22 protein-coding genes and 1 pseudogene are annotated in these 20,698 nt (G+C 58.5%); 15 read left to right on the top strand and 8 right to left on the bottom strand.

The features are described 5' to 3' along the window. The first annotated feature begins 25 nt into the window (after nucleotides 1–25). From glmM to G392_RS0103020, 11 genes and pseudogenes are all read left to right on the top strand, one after another. Nucleotides 26–1,363 carry a phosphoglucosamine mutase gene (glmM, locus tag G392_RS0102970; RefSeq protein WP_027009020.1) on the top strand — a complete coding sequence of 446 codons (1,338 nt, stop codon included), beginning with the start codon at nucleotides 26–28 and terminating at the stop codon, nucleotides 1,361–1,363. Between the two features lie 59 nt (nucleotides 1,364–1,422). Then, nucleotides 1,423–2,115 carry a DedA family protein gene (locus G392_RS0102975; RefSeq protein WP_027009021.1) on the top strand — a complete coding sequence of 231 codons (693 nt, stop codon included), beginning with the start codon at nucleotides 1,423–1,425 and terminating at the stop codon, nucleotides 2,113–2,115. A 62-nt stretch (nucleotides 2,116–2,177) separates the two neighbouring features. Then, nucleotides 2,178–3,269: pseudogene (locus tag G392_RS11970) on the top strand (anhydro-N-acetylmuramic acid kinase); the annotation flags it as partial. Nucleotides 3,270–3,341: 72 nt separating this feature from the next. After that, nucleotides 3,342–3,698 carry a diacylglycerol kinase gene (locus G392_RS13900; protein WP_169718738.1) on the top strand — a complete coding sequence of 119 codons (357 nt, stop codon included), beginning with the start codon at nucleotides 3,342–3,344 and terminating at the stop codon, nucleotides 3,696–3,698. Beyond that, the gene (thiD, locus tag G392_RS0102985) at nucleotides 3,686–4,504 is read left to right on the top strand and encodes a bifunctional hydroxymethylpyrimidine kinase/phosphomethylpyrimidine kinase (RefSeq protein WP_027009022.1); all 819 of its coding nucleotides are present in this window, start codon (nucleotides 3,686–3,688) and stop codon (nucleotides 4,502–4,504) included. The genes G392_RS13900 and thiD overlap by 13 nt, the downstream gene beginning before the upstream one ends. Before the next feature lie 7 nt (nucleotides 4,505–4,511). Next, entirely contained in the window at nucleotides 4,512–5,183 is a 672-nt protein-coding gene (thiE, locus tag G392_RS0102990; protein WP_034334277.1) for a thiamine phosphate synthase, read from the top strand. Between the two features lie 121 nt (nucleotides 5,184–5,304). Next, a complete protein-coding gene (gene nudB / locus G392_RS11975) occupies nucleotides 5,305–5,775 on the top strand; it encodes a dihydroneopterin triphosphate diphosphatase (protein WP_376986650.1) in 471 nt (156 codons plus the stop codon). 103 nt (nucleotides 5,776–5,878) lie between these two features. Then, a complete protein-coding gene (mnmM, locus tag G392_RS0103000) occupies nucleotides 5,879–6,472 on the top strand; it encodes a tRNA 5-(aminomethyl)-2-thiouridylate-methyltransferase MnmM (protein WP_027009024.1) in 594 nt (197 codons plus the stop codon). A 9-nt stretch (nucleotides 6,473–6,481) separates the two neighbouring features. Then, complete coding sequence (locus G392_RS0103005; RefSeq protein WP_027009025.1) at nucleotides 6,482–6,847, top strand: SirB2 family protein; 366 nt, start codon at nucleotides 6,482–6,484, stop codon at nucleotides 6,845–6,847. A gap of 13 nt (nucleotides 6,848–6,860) precedes the next feature. After that, a complete protein-coding gene (locus tag G392_RS0103010) occupies nucleotides 6,861–7,748 on the top strand; it encodes an NAD(+)/NADH kinase (protein WP_027009026.1) in 888 nt (295 codons plus the stop codon). A gap of 204 nt (nucleotides 7,749–7,952) precedes the next feature. Beyond that, nucleotides 7,953–9,251: a peptidoglycan DD-metalloendopeptidase family protein gene (locus tag G392_RS0103020; protein ID WP_034334279.1), complete on the top strand. Its 1,299-nt coding sequence runs from the start codon at nucleotides 7,953–7,955 to the stop codon at nucleotides 9,249–9,251. Nucleotides 9,252–9,698: 447 nt separating this feature from the next. On the opposite strand, the gene hpf is transcribed toward G392_RS0103020, so the two are convergent. The 6 genes from hpf to G392_RS0103055 are packed head-to-tail and all read right to left on the bottom strand — an operon-like array spanning nucleotide 9,699 to nucleotide 13,781. Next, nucleotides 9,699–9,989, bottom strand: a complete 291-nt coding sequence (hpf, locus tag G392_RS0103030) for a ribosome hibernation-promoting factor, HPF/YfiA family (RefSeq protein WP_027009028.1) — start codon at nucleotides 9,987–9,989, stop codon at nucleotides 9,699–9,701. 34 nt (nucleotides 9,990–10,023) lie between these two features. Beyond that, entirely contained in the window at nucleotides 10,024–11,379 is a 1,356-nt protein-coding gene (rpoN, locus tag G392_RS0103035; protein WP_027009029.1) for an RNA polymerase factor sigma-54, read from the bottom strand. Between the two features lie 7 nt (nucleotides 11,380–11,386). Then, on the bottom strand, nucleotides 11,387–12,112 hold the full coding sequence (lptB, locus tag G392_RS0103040) for an LPS export ABC transporter ATP-binding protein (protein ID WP_027009030.1): 726 nt from the start codon (nucleotides 12,110–12,112) through the stop codon (nucleotides 11,387–11,389). A 31-nt stretch (nucleotides 12,113–12,143) separates the two neighbouring features. Then, a complete protein-coding gene (lptA, locus tag G392_RS11980; protein WP_051255542.1) occupies nucleotides 12,144–12,689 on the bottom strand; it encodes a lipopolysaccharide transport periplasmic protein LptA in 546 nt (181 codons plus the stop codon). Further along, complete coding sequence (gene lptC / locus G392_RS0103050; protein WP_027009031.1) at nucleotides 12,667–13,245, bottom strand: LPS export ABC transporter periplasmic protein LptC; 579 nt, start codon at nucleotides 13,243–13,245, stop codon at nucleotides 12,667–12,669. Before lptC ends, lptA begins: the two co-directional genes overlap by 23 nt. Further along, nucleotides 13,242–13,781 (bottom strand): KdsC family phosphatase, encoded by a 540-nt coding sequence (locus G392_RS0103055; RefSeq protein ID WP_027009032.1) that lies wholly within the window; start codon nucleotides 13,779–13,781, stop codon nucleotides 13,242–13,244. The genes lptC and G392_RS0103055 overlap by 4 nt, the downstream gene beginning before the upstream one ends. Before the next feature lie 198 nt (nucleotides 13,782–13,979). Between G392_RS0103055 and G392_RS0103060 the strand changes: the two genes are divergently transcribed. Next, nucleotides 13,980–15,017, top strand: coding sequence for an NAD(P)H-dependent flavin oxidoreductase (locus G392_RS0103060; RefSeq protein ID WP_027009033.1), 1,038 nt, complete (start codon nucleotides 13,980–13,982; stop codon nucleotides 15,015–15,017). A 474-nt stretch (nucleotides 15,018–15,491) separates the two neighbouring features. Here G392_RS0103060 and G392_RS0103070 read toward each other — a convergent pair whose 3' ends face one another. After that, the gene (locus tag G392_RS0103070) at nucleotides 15,492–17,033 is read right to left on the bottom strand and encodes an AmpG family muropeptide MFS transporter (protein WP_051255543.1); all 1,542 of its coding nucleotides are present in this window, start codon (nucleotides 17,031–17,033) and stop codon (nucleotides 15,492–15,494) included. A gap of 349 nt (nucleotides 17,034–17,382) precedes the next feature. On the opposite strand from G392_RS0103070, the gene G392_RS0103080 reads away from it, so the two are divergent. Continuing rightward, nucleotides 17,383–18,609: an aromatic amino acid transporter gene (locus tag G392_RS0103080; protein ID WP_027009035.1), complete on the top strand. Its 1,227-nt coding sequence runs from the start codon at nucleotides 17,383–17,385 to the stop codon at nucleotides 18,607–18,609. A 29-nt stretch (nucleotides 18,610–18,638) separates the two neighbouring features. On the opposite strand, the gene G392_RS0103085 is transcribed toward G392_RS0103080, so the two are convergent. Further along, nucleotides 18,639–19,442 (bottom strand): RNA methyltransferase, encoded by an 804-nt coding sequence (locus G392_RS0103085; protein ID WP_027009036.1) that lies wholly within the window; start codon nucleotides 19,440–19,442, stop codon nucleotides 18,639–18,641. Nucleotides 19,443–19,557: 115 nt separating this feature from the next. Here G392_RS0103085 and G392_RS0103090 point away from each other — a divergent pair, with 115 nt between their 5' ends. Beyond that, nucleotides 19,558–19,824 (top strand): hypothetical protein, encoded by a 267-nt coding sequence (locus G392_RS0103090; protein ID WP_027009037.1) that lies wholly within the window; start codon nucleotides 19,558–19,560, stop codon nucleotides 19,822–19,824. 16 nt (nucleotides 19,825–19,840) lie between these two features. After that, nucleotides 19,841–20,683, top strand: coding sequence for a hypothetical protein (locus G392_RS0103095; protein WP_156900776.1), 843 nt, complete (start codon nucleotides 19,841–19,843; stop codon nucleotides 20,681–20,683). Nucleotides 20,684–20,698: the final 15 nt, after the last annotated feature.

The raw sequence follows: 20,698 nt of genomic DNA on the forward strand, positions 1-20,698 counted from the left end.
TTCAATCTGCTTGGAGGCGCTTGCCATGTCCAAAAAATATTTCGGCACGGACGGTGTGCGCGGCACGGTCGGTCAATTTCCGATTACCCCCGATGTGGTGATGAAGCTGGCGTGCGCGTTCGGGCGCACCCTGTTCCGCCCCAACCAAAACCACAAACCCAAAGTCATCATCGGCAAAGACACGCGCGTGTCGGGTTATATGCTGGAAACCGCGCTGGTGTCGGGCTTTTCCGCCGCAGGGGTGGACGTGGTGCAAACCGGCCCCTTGCCCACGCCCGCCATCGCCTACCTTACCCGCGCCTTCCGCTTGGACGGCGGCGTGATGCTGTCCGCTTCGCACAATCCCTACCACGACAACGGCATCAAATTCTTCGCCGAAGGCGGGGTGAAGCTCAACGATGAAATGGAATTGGCGATTGAAGCGGAAATGGACAAACCCATGTGCACCGTTGCGTCCGACCTGCTCGGACGCGCCAAGCGCATTGACGGCGCGGCAGACCGCTACATCGAATTTTGCAAATCCACTTTTCCCGCCGATATGGATTTGTACGGCATCAAGCTGGTGGTGGACACTGCCAACGGCGCGGGCTACCACAGCTCGCCCGAAGTGTTCCGCGAGCTGGGCGCGGAAGTGGTGAGAATGGGTGATGAACCCAACGGTTTCAATATCAACGAAAAAGTGGGTGCAACCGATGTCAAGGCTTTAGAAAAACGTGTGTGTGAAGAAAAAGCCGATTACGGCGTTGCGCTGGACGGCGACGGCGACCGCCTGATGATGGTGGACAGAAACGGTATTTCCTATGACGGCGACAAGCTGGTGTATGTGTTGGCAAAAGCCCGCGCCAAGCAGGGCGTGCCGTTTGGCGGCGTGGTCGGCACGGTGATGAGCAATTTTGCGATGGAACACGCTTTGACGGCGCAGGGCATTGCCTTTGCCCGCGCACCGGTGGGCGACCGCTATGTGCTGGAGCAGCTTCAGCAGCGCGGTTGGCTGCTGGGCGGCGAGGCTTCGGGGCATATTTTGTGCATGGACCGGCACAATACCGGCGACGGCACGATTGCCGCGCTGCAGGTGTTTGCCGCGCTGAAAATTTTGGGACAGGATTTGGCGGCGGCGGTGGATTGGCAGCCCTATCCGCAAACGCTGATTAATGTACACATCGACAAAAACAGCGATTGGGAAGCGGTGGCCGCGCCGTTTGTGGCGGAAGCCGAAGCCGAATTGGCGGGGCGCGGGCGCGTGGTGCTGCGTCCTTCCGGCACCGAGCCTGTGGTGCGGGTGATGGCGGAAGCGGACGATGTGGCTTTGGCAGCGTGCGCGGCGCGGAAAATCGCCGATGCTTTGTCTGCCCGTTTTCAATAACGGGTTGTTTGAATCAGAAACGGTCGCGGCGGCGGCGCGGCCAAACGCAGTGAATTGGTATGCTTGCTTTATTGGAAACGTTTTTTCAGAATTTCGGCTATGCCGCCGTGTTTTTCGTGCTGGTGGTGTGCGGTTTCGGCGTGCCGATTCCCGAAGACATCACGCTGGTGGCCGGCGGCATCATTTCGGGCTTGGGTTATGCCAATGTGCATTTGATGTTTGCCGTGGGCATGCTCGGCGTGCTGGTCGGCGACGGCATCATGTTTTTGCTCGGCCGTTTTTACGGCGAGCGGATTTTGCAGTTTCGTTTGGTACGCAAGCTGATGCCGCCCAAGCGTTACGCGCAGGTGCAGAAAAAATTTGACCAATACGGCAATTATGTGTTGTTTGTCGCCCGTTTTTTGCCGGGCTTGCGCAGCCCGATTTTCATGACGGCGGGCATGAGCGGCAAAGTGTCGTTTTGGCGCTGGCTGCTGATGGACGGCTTGGCGGCGCTGGTTTCCGTGCCGCTTTGGGTGTATTTGGGCTATGCGGGTGCAGACGAAAACGAGCGCGAATGGCTGCTGATGCAGGTACACCGTTTTCAAAACATCTTGTTTGTGCTGCTGGGCTTGGCGGTGGCGGGCGGCGTGTGGTTTTGGTGGCGCAAACGCAGCCGTTTGCTGGCGCGTAAGCAGGCATTGTTGGAAAAACGCCGTTTGCGCCGCCAACAACGGCGCGACAAAGCGGCGGCTTCTGCAGAAAGCAAGTAAAATCACGGCGGCTGTTCCCCCGATGGCACAGTCGCCCGACTGTTTTCAGGAAAACCCCAATCATGAGCGAATATTATATCGGCATCATGTCCGGCACCAGCATGGACGGCGCAGATGCCGTGCTGGCGTGCTTGGACGGCACACAATGGCGCGGCGTGCGCGCCCATGCTTTTTTGCCTTATCCCGATGATTTGAAAACGCGTTTGCTGGATTTGCAACAGCGCGGCACAGACGAACTGCACCGCAGCCGCCTGCTGGCGCGGGAATTGGCGGAGCTGTATGCGCTGGTGGTGGAAAAACTGCTGCGCGAAAACGGTTTGCGCCCGCAAGACATCACCGCGCTGGGCTGCCACGGGCAAACGGTGCGCCACGCCCCCGAACACGGCTACAGCGTGCAGTTGGCGGATTGGGCATGGCTGGCGCGTTTGAGCGGCATCGATACGGTGGGGGACTTCCGCAGTGCGGATTTGGCGGCGGGCGGGCAGGGTGCGCCGCTCGTTCCCGCCTTCCACCACGCCCTGTTTGCTTCCGCCGAACACGTCCGCGTGGTGTTGAATCTCGGCGGCATCGCCAACATCAGCGTGCTTGCGCCCGATGATGCGCCCTTCGGTTTCGACACGGGCGCGGGCAACATGCTTGCCGATGCGTGGACGCGGCACGTTTGGCAGCAGCCGTTTGACCGGAACGGCGAAAAAGCCGCGCAAGGCAAATTGCTGCCCGATTTGCTGGCGCGTTTGTGCGCCCACCCCTATTTTGACCAGCCCGCACCGAAAAGCACGGGGCGCGAATTGTTTTCGCTGGCGTGGCTGCAAAGCCATCTGCGCGGTGGCGAAGCGCCCGAAGACGTGTTGCACACGCTGCTGCATTTTACGGTGGAAACGGCGGTGGCGGCGATACGCCGTTACGCGCCCGATGCCGAATGCGTGTATGCCTGCGGCGGCGGCGTGGAAAATGCCGAACTGATGCGCCTGCTGCGCGAAGCCTTGGCACGCCAAAACACGGATTTGCGCCGTACCGATGCCTTGAATCTGCACCCGCAGCAGGTGGAGGCGGCGGCGTTTGCGTGGTTGGCGGCGTGTTGGCGGCACGGTGTGGCGGTGGACTTGCGCCGTGCCACCGGTGCGGCGGAAACCGCCGTATTGGGCGCAGGCTATGTGCTTGCCAAGCCCGAAGCGCGTCCCACTGCGGTGGTGTGCGAAATTCCGCCCGAAGCGCGGTTCAACGACATGAAAAGCAAAAGCGGCTGCAAACGCCTGTTTGCCGCCATCGGCTATTCGGCAGACGGCATACGGGCTGCCTACCGCCACGAAGCGGGCTTCCGCCAACTGCTCGCCCTGCACGGCGTGCTGCTGCTTGCCGTGTGGTGTTTCGATTTTGACACATCCACGCGCATCATCTTGATTGCCGTATCGTTTTTATCGTTGGCGGTGGAGCTGCTCAACACGGGCATCGAAACGGTGGTGGACTATATTTCTTTGGAAAAACACCCGCTTGCCAAGCGTGCTAAAGATGTCGGCTCGGCAGCGCAATGGCTGGTGCTGCTGATGATTCTGATTGTGTGGCTGACGGCATGGCTGGGCTGACCGCACAGGCTTTGACCGTTGCCGGCTCGGACAGTGGCGGCGGCGCGGGCATTCAGGCGGATTTGAAAACCTTCCAAATGCGCGGCGTGTACGGCGTGAGCGTCATCACCGCCCTGACCGCGCAAAACACTTTGGGCGTGCATGCCGTCCACCCCGTTCCCCCCGCAATGGTGGCGGCGCAACTGCGTGCGGTAACGGACGATTTTGCCATCGGCGCGGTGAAAATCGGCATGCTCGGTTCGGCGCAAATCATTGATTGCGTGGCGGCACACCTGCCCCACGGTGCGCCCTTGGTACTCGACCCCGTGATGCGGGCGAAAGACGGCGCATCGCTGCTTGCCGATGATGCCCTGTTTGCCTTGACTGCCAAACTGCTGCCGCGCACCACCGTGTTCACCCCCAATCTGCCCGAAACGGAACGTTTGAGCGGAATTTGCGTGCAAACCCGTGCCGATGCCGAACGCGCCGCCCGCCTGTTCATGCGGCAGGGCGCGGCAAATGTGGTGATAAAGGGCGGGCATGCCGGTGCGGACGTGTGTTGCGACCGCGTATTTTTGGCAGACGGACGCTGCTTGGAGCTGAGTCGTCCGCGCATCGCCACCGCGCACACACACGGCACGGGCTGCACCTTTTCCGCCTGCATCGCCGCCGAATTGGCAAAAGGACACAGCGTTGCCGATGCCGTTTGCACCGCCAAAGCCCTGTTGCACCGCGCCATTGCCGCCAGCCCGAACATCGGCGCGGGCTGCGGGCCGGTCAATCATTGGGCGTTTGCCGAACCGCCGTCTTACCCATGCGCTTGGTAACCACATCATGACGAACTTTTCCCGCGAAACCTTAAAACTGTACTTTGTTGCCGGCACGCAAGACTGCCGCCACCTGCCGCACACGCCCGAACAAAACCTGCTGGGCGTATTGGAAACCGCCCTGCAAAACGGCATCACCTGCTACCAACTGCGCGAAAAAGGCGCACACGCCCTGCAAGACGAAGCCCGCATCCGCCGTTTGGCAGGCGAATGCCGCGCCCTGTGCCGCCGCTACGGCGTGCCGTTCGTGCTGAACAACGACGTGCGTTCGGCACTGGCATGGGGCGCGGACGGCGTGCATATCGGTCAGCAAGACATGCCCCTGCGCGAAGCGGCGAACCTGTGTCGCGGCAAAATCTTCTTGGGCATTTCCAATAATTCCCTTGCCAATGCCCAAACCAGCGCGGCGGCGGCATGCGCCGATTATCTGGCGGCAGGCCCGATTTTCCCGACCCAATCCAAGCCCGATGCCAAAGCCCCTGTGGGCGTGGACTTGGTGCGGCAGGTACGCGCGGCGGGCATTGCCGCGCCTTTGGTGGCAATCGGCGGCATCACAGCCGGCACCGCGCCCCTGCTGCGTGCGGCGGGCGCGGACGGCATCGCCGTGATTTCCGCCATTGCCGCCGCCGCCGATGTGGCACAAGCGGTGCGGGCGTTGGCGGCAGACGGCGCGGCATGATGCGCGGCGGCGGCACGGTTTCCGGCAGGTGCGGACGCTTTGCCCGCCCTTTTGCACACGGCAACGCTTGTCATCGCAGAACAAAGCGTTATAATCCGCCGTTTGGTGCGGAAAAATGCAGATGGAAACAAAAAAACGCCCCGTATCGGTACTGGTGGTGCTGCACGACGGCGCAGGACAGGCACTGCTGCTCGAGCGTGCCGACCGTGCCGGCTTTTGGCAATCGGTAACCGGCAGCTTGGAAGCGGGCGAAACCCCGTTTGCCGCCGCCTTGCGCGAAACCGCCGAAGAAACCGGCATCGTCCTGCCGCCGCACCGCCTGCACGACTGGCAGCACAGCGTGGAATACGAAATCTACCCGCACTGGCGGCACCGCTATCCCGCAGGCGTCTGCCGCAACACCGAACATTGGTTTTCGGCAGTGGTGGCGCGGGATACCCCGCTTGTGTTGAGCGAACACACGGCGTTTGCGTGGCTGGACGCGGCGGCGGCGGCACAACGCGCCTCATCGCCCTCCAACCAAGACGCACTGCGGCGTTTGGCGGATTCGGTTTGCCACTTTGAAACCCCGCCGTTTACGGCGGTAAAATAAGCAGCTTGATTGTTCGGGCGGCGCATCGGCCCGTCCGAATCGGGGCAAGGCACAAGGCTGTGCTTTATGTGCAGCCCTGTGCGTTGAAACATACTGAACAAACATGACTTTACAAAATGTAATTCCTTTTGCCCATGCCTTGGTGCAGCAGCACCTGCACGCGGGCGATTACGCGGTGGATGGCACCATGGGCAACGGCCACGACACCCTGATGCTGGCGCATTGCGTGGGCGATGCGGGGCGCGTGTTTGCCTTCGACATTCAAAGCGCCGCACTCACCGCCACCGCCGACCGTCTGCATCAGGCGGGTTTGCGCCACCGCGCCGAGCTGATTCAAACCGGACACGAACACATGACCCGCCACGTGCCTTTGGGCATCCGCGCCGCCATATTCAACTTCGGCTACCTGCCCGGCGGCGACAAAAACATCACCACCCGCGCCGACACCAGCTTGGCGGCGGTCGGCGCGGCATTGTCGCTGCTGGCAGACGGCGGATTGCTTGTTGCCGTACTCTATCCCGGACACGACGCGGGCAAAACCGAAGCCGACCTGCTCAACCGCTATGCCAAAACCCTGCCGTTTCCCGCCTTCAACGTCCTGTATTACGGCTTCACCAACCGCGCCGCCTACCCGCCGTTTTTACTGGCAATCGAAAAAAATCCGACAGGCGCGGCACAAAGCATCAGCCCAATCTAGGAAACACCCATGTACCTGCCGCTCAAACACAGCCATATTTTATTGGTGTGCATCAGCATTATTTTGTTTAATCTGAAATTCTGGCTGCGCTTTGCCCGTGTGCACCGCCCCGTGCCGCGTTGGCTGGACATCATACCCCATGCCAACGACACCCTGCTGCTGTGTACGGGCGCGGCACTGCTGCATCTGGGCAAATGGCAGCCCTTTGGCGCGGCGGCATGGCTGGGGGGAAAACTGGTGCTGGTGTGCGCCTACATCGCTGCGGGCATCTTCTGCATGAAACAAACGCCGCGCAGCACCCGCGCCAACAGTGCATATGCCCTGTGCTGGCTGCTGCTGGCGGCAACCGTGTATTTGGCGCGGGTCAAGCCCTGAACCGGAGCAGCGCATCATGACCGTTTTCACCCGCATCGGCATCGTTACCCGCCCCGACACCCCCGACATCACCCCCGATTTGCACAATTTGGTGGCGTTTTTGCACCGGCGCGGCGCGGAAATCCACATCGGTCGCGATTGTGCCGAATACCTGCCTTCCGCCGCGCTTGCCCCGTGCAGCGTTCATGCCGACCACGAAGACTGGGGGCGTTTGTGCAACCTCATCATCGTATTGGGCGGAGACGGCACATTTCTTTCCGCCGCCCGCCAAGTCGCCCCCTACCGCGTGCCCGTTGTCGGCGTCAATCTCGGCACACTCGGCTTTCTCGCCCAAGTGCCGCGCGAAAACATGACCGCCGAACTCGCCCGCATCATGTCCGGACAATACCTCACCGAAAACTGCATCTTGCTGCAAGCCGAAGTGTACCGCAACAACGAAGCCGTTTACCGCAACCTTGCCCTGAACGACGTGGTGCTGTCGCGGGGATTGGCGGGGAAAATGATAGAGTTTGAAGTATTCATCAACGAACAATTCGTCTACACCCAGCGTTCGGACGGCTTGATTGTGTCCACCCCCACAGGCTCGACCGCTTACGCACTGGCGGCGGGCGGCGCGATATTGCAGGCAGGGCTGAACGCCTTCACCCTTGTTCCCGTCTGCCCGCAGTCTTTGACCAACCGCCCGATTGTCATCTCCGACACCGCCGAAATCGACATACTCGTTACCAAAGCCAGCGATGCCCGCGTCCACTATGACGGACAATCCTTTACCGACATTCAAAGCATGGACAGAATCGCCCTGCGCCGCTACCACCACGCCGTGAAAGTACTCAACCCCGTGCATTACCAATACTATCGCACCCTGCGCCAAAAACTGCACTGGGGCGAACAATTGGTATAATATAGCATTGCCCGCGTTTGCAAAAATTTACACAAGCCAAGCCGTTTTTCACAATAATTTTTGCAAAACAAATGCTTGATTTGGCTAAAAAGCGTTTTGTGCGGCGCAAAAAATGTATTTTTCTGTAAAAACCAAAGCAAAACAAGCCCGAATGCTGATAAGATACGCGGCTGTTTTCATCATTTTTGTTTAACTGACCAATCTATGGCGATGCAAAAACCGAATTTTTCCCGAAGTTTTTCCGTAATCGCGGCACTGACGGTGTCGGGCATGGCGTGGGCGACTGTGGGCAAGCCCCAAACTGCCGCGCCCGCAGAACAGTACAAAGTCGAACGCGTGGTGCAGGAATTGCCCATGCCTGCTGTGGCTGCCAACGGCAGCAAAGGCACAAGCTATTGGTATGACGAAGAAGTGCAAACGGGCGACAACTTGAGCCTGATTCTCACCCGCTTGGGCGTGAGCGAAAACAGCATTCAAAATTTCCTGAAAAACAGCCCTGTCGATACCAAAATGCTCCAGCTTCGCGCAGGGCAGATTATCTCGGCGCGGGTGGACTCGGCGGGCGACGTTACCGACGTGCAGTTTTTTAATGATGACGACAACGGCGAGCGCAATTTGGTTGCCATTGAAAAAATCAACGGCAAATGGCAGCTTCATGTGGGCGAGGTCGATACCGAAACCATGCCTTCGCTGCGTTCGGTGGTGGTCAGCACATCGGCAACGGGCGCATTGTCGCGGGCGGGCGTGCCGGTGGAAATCCGCACGTCTTTGCGCGAGATGTTCAGCGACAAATTTGATTTGAACGAGCTTAAAGCGGGCGACAGCATCCGCGTGCTGTATGAAAGCCTGTATTTTCGCGGGCAGGAAATCGCCACGGGCAATGTGTTGGCGGCGGAAGTCAGCACGGGCGGGCGCACTTATCACGGCTATTATTTCGAGCACGGCGACACGGGCGGCAATTTTTATGACGAAAAGGGCAATGCTTTGAAAAAAGGTTTTGCCGGTCAGCCGATTGAGTTTTTCAGCCGCATTTCTTCACCCTACGGAATTCGTCTGCACCCCGTATTGAAAACCATCAAAATGCACACGGGCATTGACTACGCCGCGCCGACAGGCACGAAAATCCTTGCGCCCAGCGACGGGGTGGTAACGTTTCGCGGCTGGAAGGGCGGCTACGGCAATACGGTGATGGTGTCGCACGGCAACGGTATGGAAACGCTGTATGCCCACATGAGTGCGTTTGTCAGTGGTGTGGACGAAGGCACGCGGGTGCGGGCGGGCGATGTGATTGGTTTGGTGGGCAGCACGGGGCGTTCCACCGGCCCGCATCTGCACTATGAAGTGCGTATCGGCGGACAGCACGTCAATCCGGCAACGGCGGCACTGCCCACGCCCAAGCTCAATGCCCCCGATTTGGCGGCACTGAAAAAATATCAGAAAAAAACCGATGAAACGCTGGCTGCCGTGCGCGGTTTGCCGGTGATGGTGTCGCAGAAAGATTAGGGCGTGCCATCAACTAAATTTTCCTACTGAAAATCAGTTCAATATGAAAATCATCGTCATTCCCGCGCAGGCGGGAATCCACTGTACGATAACTTGCGGGCAATGTTTTATCTAAGGTTTGTTGTGTTTCGATTTGGATTCCCGCATTCGCGGGAATGACGGTGCGGTGTTTTTTCGGTCAATTGATGGCACGCCCCGGTCAAAAGTTTAAATTGCGCCACGATTGTGTTCATAAAAACAGCACCTTGAAAAAGGTGCTGTTTGTTTTGGGTTTGTCGGGGCGGTCAGGGCGTGTCATCATTTACTTATGCGGCGGTATTTTCAGCTAAAATCCGCACCTGCCGCGTTAAAAATCCTTACAAGGTGCCCAACCTTGTGCGGATTTTCGCCTTGCATCTGCGAATTTTTGCTTGAAAAGCTGCTTCGCAAAGCAATTGATGACACGCCCTAGCGCACGTTTTGGCTTTTTTCTTTGTGCTGCAACACGGCGCGGTCGATTTTGTCCATCAAGACGTCAATCGCCGCCTGCATTTCGTTTTCCACCGCTTCCACATGCAGGTCTTTGCCCGCCAAGTGGATTTGTGCGGCGGCTTTGTGCTGGTGTTTGTCGGCGGAAAGCGTAAATTGGACGCTGATGATGCCGCTACTGTGGCGGTTTACCCGTTCCATTTTGGCGGCAATGCGCTGGCGCAAAGCGTCGCCGACATCGACATTCAAACCGGTAATGTGCAGATTCATGGTTCAACTCCTTGAACATTGGACGGAAAAACAGTTACACGCGCCGTTTGCCTGCGGCGGGAATGTTGAGCAAATCGCGGTATTTGGCAACGGTGCGGCGGGAAATATTGATGCCCTGCTGTTGCAGCAGTTTCATCAATTGGCTGTCGCTGTAGGGCTTGTGCTTGTTCTCGCTGTCGATGATTTGCACCATCAGTGCTTTGATGACGCTTTGGCTGATGCCTTCTTCGTCTTCGCCGGTTACCGCCGTTTGCGTAAAGAAGTATCGTAAGGGAAATACGCCGCGCGGGCAAGACAAATATTTTTGATTGACGGCGCGGGAGATGGTGCTTTCGGCAAGCTCCAGATATTGGGCGCAGTCTTTGAGCAGCATGGGCACGAGTCCGATTTCGCCAAAATGAAAAAAATCCTGCTGCTTATCGACGATGTATTCGGCAATGCGCATGACGGTGGATTTGCGTTGGCACAGCATGTCCACTTTTTGCCGTGCTTCGGCGGCTTTTTCTTTCCAAACGGGGTCGGTGCTGCCCGCTTCGTTCAGTGCCTGCATCAGCTCGCTGTTGATTTTGACGCGCGGCCAGGTGGTTTCGTTGCTGACGGCATGCCAAACGCCCTGATGTTCTTTGATGACGACTTCGGGCTGGATGTAGGCGGTGGGGGTGTCGGCGGCGAAGCCGTAGGCGGGAAAGGGGTTGAGTGTGCCAATCATTTCCAAGGCGGTTTTGATGGTGTCGGCATCGAAATCGGGCAGGTGCTTGGCAAGGTGGGTACAGTTTTGGTGGACGCCGTGTTTGAGACGGTCGAGGTGGCGGCTGACGATTTGGGCGGCGCAACGGCGTTCGGGCGAGGCGGGCAGGCGCGAGAGCTGGTGCAGCAGCGATTCGCCGAGATTGGCAGTGGCGATGCCGGGCGGGTCGAAGTTTTGCAGGTGGGCGAGGGCGGTTTCCAAGTCGCTTTCGCTGAGCATCCACTCGAGCGGGGTGTGTTCCACGATTTCTTCGAGGCTGTCGGTGAGGTAGCCGTGTTCGTCCAAAAAGTCGATGAGAATGTGGACGTGTGCCGCTTCTTGTTCGTCAAGCGGGTGTTCGCACACTTGGGCGTGCAGGTAGGTGTACAGATTGTCTTCTTTGGCGATGTTTTCCCAAACGTTTTCGGCATCGTCGCCGCCGATGCCTTGTGCGCGTTGTCCGATGGCGGCAGACAGGCGGGTGGGTTCGAGCGGGGTTTCCGGCTCGGCGGCGCGTTCGAGCAGGGGGTTGTCGGCAAGCCAGTCTTCCACTTCGCGTTCCAATTCCTGCCCCGACATCTGCAGTACGCGCAGTGAGTGCTGAAGGTTTTGGCTCAGTTGCTGGGTTTGCCTGAGTTTGAGGTGAAGGTGGTTTTGGCTCATAATGGTGTCAGTAGTTGAAGTTTTCGCCCAAATACACGGCTTTAACCTGTGGGTCGGCAACCAAGTCGTCCGGTTTGCCCGATGCCAGCACGGTGCCGTCGCTGATGATGTAGGCGCGGTCGCAAATACGCAGGGTTTCGCGGACGTTGTGGTCGGTGATGAGGACGCCGATGCCGCGTTGTTTCAAAAAAACAATGATTTTTTGAATGTCTATCACGGCAATCGGGTCCACGCCCGCAAACGGTTCGTCCAGCAGGATAAAACGCGGCTGCATCGCCAACACGCGGGCGATTTCCACCCGCCGCCGCTCGCCGCCCGACAGGGCAGGCGCGGGACTGTGGCGCAGGCGGGCGATGTTGAGGTCGGCGAGCAGTTGTTCCAATTGCCGTTCGATTTCCGAACGGCTGGTCAGGCGGATTTCCAAAATGGCGCGGATGTTTTGTTCCACCGTCATTTTGCGGAAAATCGAGGCTTCCTGCGGCAGGTAGCCGATGCCGGCGCGGGCGCGTTGGTGAATGGGGCGGTGGCGCAGTTCCGTGCCGTCCAGCGTAATCGTGCCGGCATCGGCGGCAATCAGCCCCACTATCATGTAAAAGCTGGTGGTTTTGCCCGCACCGTTGGGGCCGAGCAGCCCGATGACTTCGCCGCTATGAATGTCCAGCGAGAAGTTTTTGACCACTTGGCGTTTTTTAAAGGTTGTTTGCAAACCGGCAACGTGTAAATGTGAAGTCATGATGTGCGGTTTTCAGGCTGCCTGAAAACGTTTATTTCGGTTTTTTCAAATCTTTTGGTTTCAATTCTTTGCTGCCGCTCGGCTGGATAATCACGCTCACGCGCCCGCCGTTTTTCAGCCCCGCCGCTTTGCCGCCGAGTACGGTATACACTTCGCTGCGCATATTGTAGGTAATGGTTTCGCCCTGCGCCACATCGCCGCCGCGCCGCACTTTGGCGTTGCCGCTCAAGCGCACGATGCCCGTTGCCGAAGCGTATTCCACTTTATTGCCCTGACCTTCCACCTGTCCTTTGTTTTCAAGCTGTTGCCCGAAACGCACGGGACTGCCTTCCGCCTGCATGGTTTGGTTGCCGTTTTTGTCCTGCGCCACGCGCACGCGCTCGGCACGGATATTCAGGCTGCCTTGTTTGATGACGACGTTGCCGCTAAACACGGTTACTTGGTTTTTTTGGTCGAGCGAGCCTTGGTCGGCTTCAATGGCGATGGGCTGGCGGCGGTCGCTTTCCAGCGCGTGCGCGTGCAGGCAGACGGCGCACAGCAGCGCGGTTAAGGTATTATTGATGATTTTTCCAGTCATAAATCAAGGCTTTCACTTGGGCGGGCAAATCCAGTTTGCCGGTTTTGTGGTCGTAATGCAGTCCTTGCGCCGTGCCGTGCGACTGCCCGAAACGGAAGGACACGGGCGCATCGGTGCGGGCGGTTTGCGCCTGCGTGTCCACCGTCAGCGCGGCGGTTTGCACTTCGGCTTCGGGGCGTTGGCGGTCGGAAAATTGGCGCAGCACCACGCCTTCGTCAAAATCCAGCAGATGCGTTTTGATGCCGTAGCGGGCGCGGCTGCCTGAAACGGCGTAACGCGGCTGCCCGTTTTCCGACACGCGCAGTTCCGCGCCCTGCAAATACACGTCTTCGCGGTCGGGCAACTGCCATGCGCGTTGCGCGTCCAACTGTTCGCGCAAACGCCCGTGTCCGTCAAAACGCCGTCCCGCCATGCCGTAAATTTCGTATTGGGGCAAGGCGGGGTCAAGGTGCGTTGGCTCGAGCGGCACGGTGCTGACCCGTTCCAGCCACGCCGACAAGCCGCCCAAAATCACCGCCAAAGCGGTGGGAAACAGCCAGTTGCCGCGCAACATCATCGCACATATTCCGCCAGCAGCGCGTCCAAATGCCCTTGCGCCTGCAAAATCAGTTCGCACACTTCGCGCACCGCGCCCGCGCCGCCGCTTGCGCGGGTGGTGTACGCGGCGTGGCGTTTGACGAAGTCGTGGGCGTTGGACACGGCAACGGGCAGTCCGCAACGCACCATCACCGGCAAATCAATCACATCGTCGCCGACAAAGGCGCACGCGCTTTCATGCAGCCCGATTTGTCCGCGCAAACGTGCGTAAGCGGCTTTTTTGTCGTGTTCGCCGCACAGATAATGGGCGATGCCGAGTTGTTCCACGCGGGCGCGGACGGCGGGGTCGTTGCGGGCGGTGATGACGGCGGTGGGGGTGCCGCTTTGCTGGAGCATTTTGATGCCGTGTCCGTCCAGCGTGTGAAAGGCTTTGGACACTTCGCCGTGCGCGTTGATGTAGAGCCGTCCGTCCGTGAGTACGCCGTCCACGTCCACAATCAGCAGTTTGATGCGGGCGGCGCGTTCGGCAAGGCTTGGGGGCAGGGGAGCGGTCATGGCGGAAAAATTTTGACGGATAACGGCGTGATTTTAACAGATTTTGCCGTTGCGCGGCACGAAAAGATGATTATCAGTTTGCTTTGTTTGGGAAAAATCGGCGCGGACGGCGGGTGCGGCGGGTGTGTGTGTTTACAACAGCCGCCGCGAAACCGTCTATAATTTTGGCATCAACAGCACATCGAAAAAGGTAAAACCATGCGTTCTTTGTTGGGGCAATTGCTTTATCCGGTGATTCAAGCGCCGATGGCGGGGGTGCAGTCGCAACGGCTGACGGTTGCCGTGTGTCGTGCGGGTGCGCTCGGTTCGCTGCCGGCGGCGATGTTGTCGCCGGCGCAATTGGCGCAATCGCTGCAAGCGGTGCGTGCCGCAGTCGGCAGCCGTCCGTACAACGTCAATTTTTTTGCCCATGCGCCCGTTGTTGCCCATGCAGACGTGTTGGCGGCGTGGCGGGCGCGGTTGCAGCCGTATTATGACGAATTTGCCGCCGCAGACGATGCCGCGCCCGCCGCCGTCCGCCGTCCGTTTGATGCGGAAATGCTGGCGGTGCTGCAACAATTCCGCCCGCCGGTGGTGAGCTTTCATTTCGGCTTGCCCGCGCCCGATTTGTTGGCGGCGGTACGCGCCACAGGCGCACGGATTCTGGCGAGCGCGACCACCGTTGCCGAAGCGCGGTTTTTGCAGCAGCGCGGCGCAGACGCGGTCATCGCGCAGGGCTGGGAAGCGGGCGGACATCGCGGCTGGTTTTTGGACGCCAATCCGCACGGTCAAAGCGGCACGTTTGCCCTGTTGCCGAACATCGTCCGTGCCGTGTCGCTGCCCGTGATTGCGGCGGGCGGCATTGCCGATGCCGCCACTGCCCGCGCCGCCTTGTCGCTGGGGGCGGCGGCGGTGCAGGCGGGAACGGCGTTTTTGTTGGCAGACGAAGCCGACACCGCGCCCGCCCACCGTGCCGTGTTGCAAAGCCCCGCCGCCGGACACACCGCCGTTACCAATCTGTTCAGTGGCGGCGGCGCGCGGGGCGTGGTCGGACGGCTGATGCGCGAACTGGGCGTGTGGCACGAACACGCCCCGCCGTTTCCCCATGCCGCCGCCGCCCTCGCGCCCCTGCGCCGTGCTGCCGAAGCGCGGAACGAATGGGGGTTTTCGCCGTTTTGGGCAGGACAAAACGCACCTTTGGCACAAGCGGGAACGGCGGCGCAGATTGTCGCCCGTTTGGCGGGCAAAGCGGGGTAGGGCGCGTCATCAATTGACCGAAAAAACACCGCGCCGTCATTCCCGCGAATGAGGGAATCCAAGTCGAAGTTCAACTGCCAAACATCAGGAAATGGATTCCCGTCTGCGCGGGCATGACGGTACAGAGGTTTTTTGGGGGGTGTGATGATGCGCGAAAACGGCAAAAAAAGAAGGTGTGGCACGAGCCACACCCAAACACACACACATCAAGAGGAAAAATGTTAAACGATTGAATGGTTTTTTTAAGGAAACAGAATGACGGGCATTCTGCGGTTTGCGTTTCTTTTGTGCTTTTATTTTTATGCCATTATAGGCGCTTGGCAAAACGGCTTATTGATGTAAATCAAATGTGCCGTACGGCGCGGGATAAATTTTTATAGAAAGTTGATTTTTAATTTGATTTATTACTCTTGCGGCGGCGGAAAAACGCCCCTGCCGCACGGCTGGGCGGGCAGGGGCGTTCGGAACGCCTGCTCAAAGGTTGGAGTGATTGGCGTGCTGCGGCGAGAAGATTTTTTTGTCCGCCAGCCAAATCAGCAGCAAAACGGGCAAGGTCAGCGCGGCGGTGAAGCCGAAAAAGCCTTCGTAGCCCATTGCGTCCACCATCGCGCCCGAGTAGCCGCCCAATACTTTGGGAAACAGGGTCATCAGCGAGCTGAACAGGGCGTATTGCACCGCGCTGAAACGGATGTTGGTCAGGGCAGACAGGAAGGCAACGAAAACGGTTGATGCCAATCCTGCGGCGAAGTTGTCGAAGCCCACCACCCAGTAGAGCAAGTGGGTGTTGCCGCCGTGTTGCGCCAGCAGGATAAACAGCAGGTTGGTTACCGATGCCGCCACCGCGCCGAGCATCATCATTTTCATGATGGCGAAGCGTTGTGCCAGTATGCCTCCCGCCAAACCGCCGACCACCATCATCACCACGCCGAAGGTTTTCACTGCCAACGCCACGTCTTCTTTGCTGAAGCCCAAATCGGCATAAAACACATTGGAAATCACGCCCGCCACGATGTCGGAAATGCGGTACAGCCCAATCAGTGCCAGCAGCAGGGCGGCGCGTGCGCCGTAGCGTTTGAAAAAGTCGGTAACGGGGGTAATCCATGTGCGTTGTGCCGTTGCCGCCGACACCAAACCCGCTTTGACCGCCAACACGCCCGTTGCCAATGCCGCCGCCAATGCGCCCGCCAAACGCAGGGTTTCCAGCGCGAAAGCCGTAAGCGGCGCATTGTTGATGTCGGGCAGTGCCGCGCCCGCCAAGCGGAACGCCAGCACGAAGGCGCTGACCGCCAACACGAAGGTCAGAACCAAGCGCAGGTTTTCGCCTGCTGCTGCCGGTTGGTGTTCGCGGCTGTGCGGCGGTTCGCGCATCAGCAGTGTGGTGGCGATGCCCACCGCCATCAGCAGTGCCATTGCCAGATAGCTGTATTGCCATGCCTGATACAGATATTGTCCTTTGGCAGAACCCAGCTTCGCCGCCAAAAACAACACGCCCATGCCCGAAGCCACCATGCCCAAGCGGTAGCCCATCACATAGGTGGACGACATCACCGTTTGCATGGCGGAATCGTCGGGGGCGATTTCGATGCGGTAGGCATCGATGCAGATGTCTTGCGTGGCGGAGGCAAAACCCAGCAGCACCGCGCCCGCCGCCATGACGGTGATTTGTCCGGGCAGGGACGGGTCGGTGAATGCCATCAATACCATGGCTGCCGCCACCAGCAGTTGTGCGGTCAGCAGCCAAGCGCGGCGCGTGCCGAGCGTGCGTGTCAGCACGGGCAGGGGCAGTGCGTCCACCAAAGGCGACCACACGAATTTGAAGGCGTAGCCCAGCGCCGCCCAACTGAACATGGTGATGGTTTTGCGCTCGATGCCCGCTTCCACCAGCCAAAAGCTTAGTCCGCTAAAAATCATGGCAATCGGCAAGCCCGCCGAAAAGCCCAATGCCAGCAGGGTCAGCGCCCGCCGCTCGAAGTAAATGCGCCAACCGCCCGCAGGTGCGGCAACAGGGGTATTCATAAAATTCCTTTCAGTTTGGAAACCCCGCCGTTTACGGCGGTAAAATCAGCTTTTGTTCGGGCGGGGCGTCAGTCCGTCCGAATCAGGGCAAGGCGTGGGGTTGTGCTTTATGTGCCGCCCTGTGGGTGAAACATCGCGCTGCCTTTTGTGGTGTGTTGCGATGGGGGAAACAATGGCGCGATTATAACGGGATTGCCGCGCCGAATCGCAGCGCGGCGGCGCGGCGGCAGGTAAAAGTGTGGCATATTTGCCCGTGTGTGCGGCAGGCTGTGCAAGCAAATTTTGCCAAATGTATTTTTGTGTAAAATTACGTTATAATGCTTGTATTTTTGCCGAAAACAGGTGGATTTTGATGCACAAACAGGCTTCTTTATTGGGTGGGGCGATGATTATCGCCGGTACGGTCATCGGGGCGGGCATGCTTGCCAACCCCACCGCCACGGCGGGGGTGTGGTTTGCCGGCTCGCTGCTGGTGTTGCTGTATACGTGGTTTTCGATGCTCTCATCGGGGCTGATGATTTTGGAAGTGAACACGCATTATCCGCAAGGGGCGAATTTTGACACGATGGTGAAGGATTTGCTCGGGCGGGGCTGGAATGTGGTGAACGGTTTGTCGGTGGCGTTTGTGCTGTATCTGCTCACTTATGCGTATATTTTCGTGGGCGGCGGGCTGACGGCACGGGCTTTGGGCGATGCGCCTTTGCCGGTGGGGCAGGTGGTGTTTTTCGTGCTGTTTGCTTCGTGCGTGTGGCTGTCCACGCGCTGGATTGACCGTTTGACTTCGGTGCTAATTGGCGGCATGGTGGTGGCATTTTTGTGGGCAAACGGCGGTTTGCTGGCTTCGGCGCAGGTGTCGGTGTTGTTTGACCGCGCCGCGCCGGAAGGCACGTCTTATTGGATTTATTTGGGGGCGGCGCTGCCCGTGTGTTTGGCATCGTTCGGGTTTCACGGCAATGTGTCGAGCCTGTTTCAGTATTTTGGCGGCAACGCCCGCAAAGTTGCCCGTGCTTTGCAAATCGGCACGCTGCTTGCCTTGGCGGTGTATGTGCTGTGGCAGGCGGCGGTGCAGGGCAATCTGCCGCGCAACGCGTTTGCGCCCGTGATTGCCGCCGACGGCGATGTGCAGGTTTTGATTGCGGAATTGTCCAAATTCGCCGCCACCGGCAATATGGCGTGGATATTGAGTTTTTTCTCGTATATGGCGATTGCTTCGTCTTTTTTGGGGGTAACGCTGGGCTTGTTTGATTATATTGCCGATTTGTTCGGCTTTGACGGCAGCCGTGCCGGACGGGCGAAAACCGCCGCCATCACCTTTTTGCCGCCGTTTGTCGCCTGTTTGCTGTTTCCCACAGGCTTTGTCAAATACATCGGCTATGTGGGTTTGGCGGCAACGGTGTGGACGGCGCTCGTCCCCGCCTTGCTGCTGCGTGCTTCGCGCAAAAAATTCGGCTTGGGCAAGGGCTACCGCGTGTACGGCGGCGCATGGCTGATGGTGTGGGTGTTTGCCTTCGGCGTCATCAACATCGTTGCCCAGCTTTTGAGCCGCGCCGATATTTTGCCCGTGTTCAAAGGCTGACTTCCGCCCCGCCTGCTGCGGGGCTTTTGTTATTTGTCCGTTCCGGTGCGCTGCTGCACCGTGCGGAAAATGCCGCGCAGCAAATCGATGTCTTCTGATTCGGGCTGTGCGCGTTGGAACAAAACGTGCAAACGGCGCATCATGCGTTCGGCATTGCGGCGGCGGAAAAAATCCATTTCGTGCAGGGTTTCTTCCAAATGCGCCACCATGCCCGCCACCTGTTCCGCCGTGGCGGGCGCGGCATCGGGCTGCAAACGGCGCAAATCGGCATCGGTTTGGCTGAACAATTCGTAACACACCACCTGCACCGCTTGTGCCAGATTCAGCGAAAAATAATCGGGATTGCCGTTAATCGTCAGCAAACGGTTGCAGCAGCGCACTTCGTCAATGCTCAAACCAAACGTTTCGTTGCCGAACACCAGCGCGACTTCCTGCCCCGCTTGCGCGGCGGCGAGCAGCTCGGGCGTTAATCGGCGCGGCGTGTGCAAAGGCGCGGACAATTCGCGGCGGCGGCTGGTCAGCGCACACGCCAGCACCGTATCGGCAACGGCTTCCGCCACATCTGCCACAACCTGCGCCCGTTCCAACACGTCTGCCGCGCCCGATGCCAAAGCAAAACTCTCTTCGGGCAACACAAATTCACCCGCACGCTCGGGGCGGAACACGGGCGGTTCGGGCGTTTGCGGCGTTGCCATCAGATTCGGCGACACCAGCACCAAACGGCGCAAGCCCATGGTTTTCATCGCCCGCGCCGCCGCGCCGATGTTGGCGGGGTGGCTGGTGCGCGACAACACAATGCGGATACGGTCAAAATAAGCGGGAACGGCAGACATGAAACCCCCATCGGCAAAAAAGCCCGCATTGTAACGCAGTTAAGCCAAACGGGCGCAGACAAAAATTTTTGCCGTTGTTACAATGCCAAACAGTTTCTTTCCGAAAGTCCGACAGATGCACAAAGATTTTCCGTCCTGCACCGTCCGTTACAGTCTGCGGCGCGGCAGCGCGTTTGTGCTGCTGGGTTTGCATTTGGTGGTGATTGCTTGGGCGTTGCTGCCCAAATTTTGGCACGCCGTTTGGCAGGCGCCGCAGCCTGAAGCGCAAATTTTGGCATTGTTGAAGCTGCTGATAACGCTTGCGGCATTGGCGGGCGGAGTTTATTGGCTGTGTGCGGGTGTGGCGGCAATGGTTTTACCGGCGGACAGTGGTGGCGATTGACAAACACGGTATCCGTGTGAACCAACCTGCCGTGTGGCAAGGTTCGCAACGCCAATGGCAATTATCGTGGCAAGATATTGTCATGGTTACATCGCCGTCTTCCCATTGTTTTGCTTTTCACAACCGTTACGGTGCGCCCAAATTATTGCAAAGCCGTTTGCTTAAAGGGGGCAGCCATGATTTGTTTCCCATGCTGCAACAGAGTATTGCCGCGTTGCGCCTGCATCAGCCGCCACATATTACGCCAACCACTTCTTTATTCTACAGTTGGCAACTTGGATTGGTTTTTTTGTTTTATGCCCTGTTTTCTCTGTTGCTTGCGTATGTCGCCATCATGACATTGTGGCAGGAAGTGATGAATGGCAATGCCCCGCACTTTGGTTGGTTATTATTCGTTTTTGGCGGTCTGCTGTCTGGCAGTTTGGGTTTGTATCTGTTTTGGCATTGGCTGCCGACCTTGTTTTACCGCCGTCCCGTGCTGATACTGGACGGCAAAGGCATCACGGTGCGTTGTCCTTTTGCTGCACTGTTCCCCCGTAACCGTGAGTGGCAAAAAGCATGGTGTGATATTGAACGCATCACGCTTATGAAGAAGCTCGGTAGTACGGATTATTGGTTGCCGCCAATTTACCACTTGTGTGTACGGTCAAACGAAGCAACACGGCAAGTCGGTGTCTATTCGATGAAAGGGGGTGCCCATGCCGTTTACCATACTGTATTGCTCTATCATGCGGCGCACACCAAGCCCGCCCAGTCTTGGCGTGAATGTTTAGAACAGCAATTGCAGGAACTTTCATCCTTAGAACAACCATTGCAAGGAGAAATAGAACCCTTGTTGAAAAAGCAGAAAAACGGTTAAAATAGGTAAACTTTC

It is taken from the genome of Conchiformibius kuhniae DSM 17694, assembly GCF_000428785.1.
GTDB classification, from domain to species: Bacteria; Pseudomonadota; Gammaproteobacteria; order Burkholderiales; family Neisseriaceae; genus Conchiformibius; species Conchiformibius kuhniae.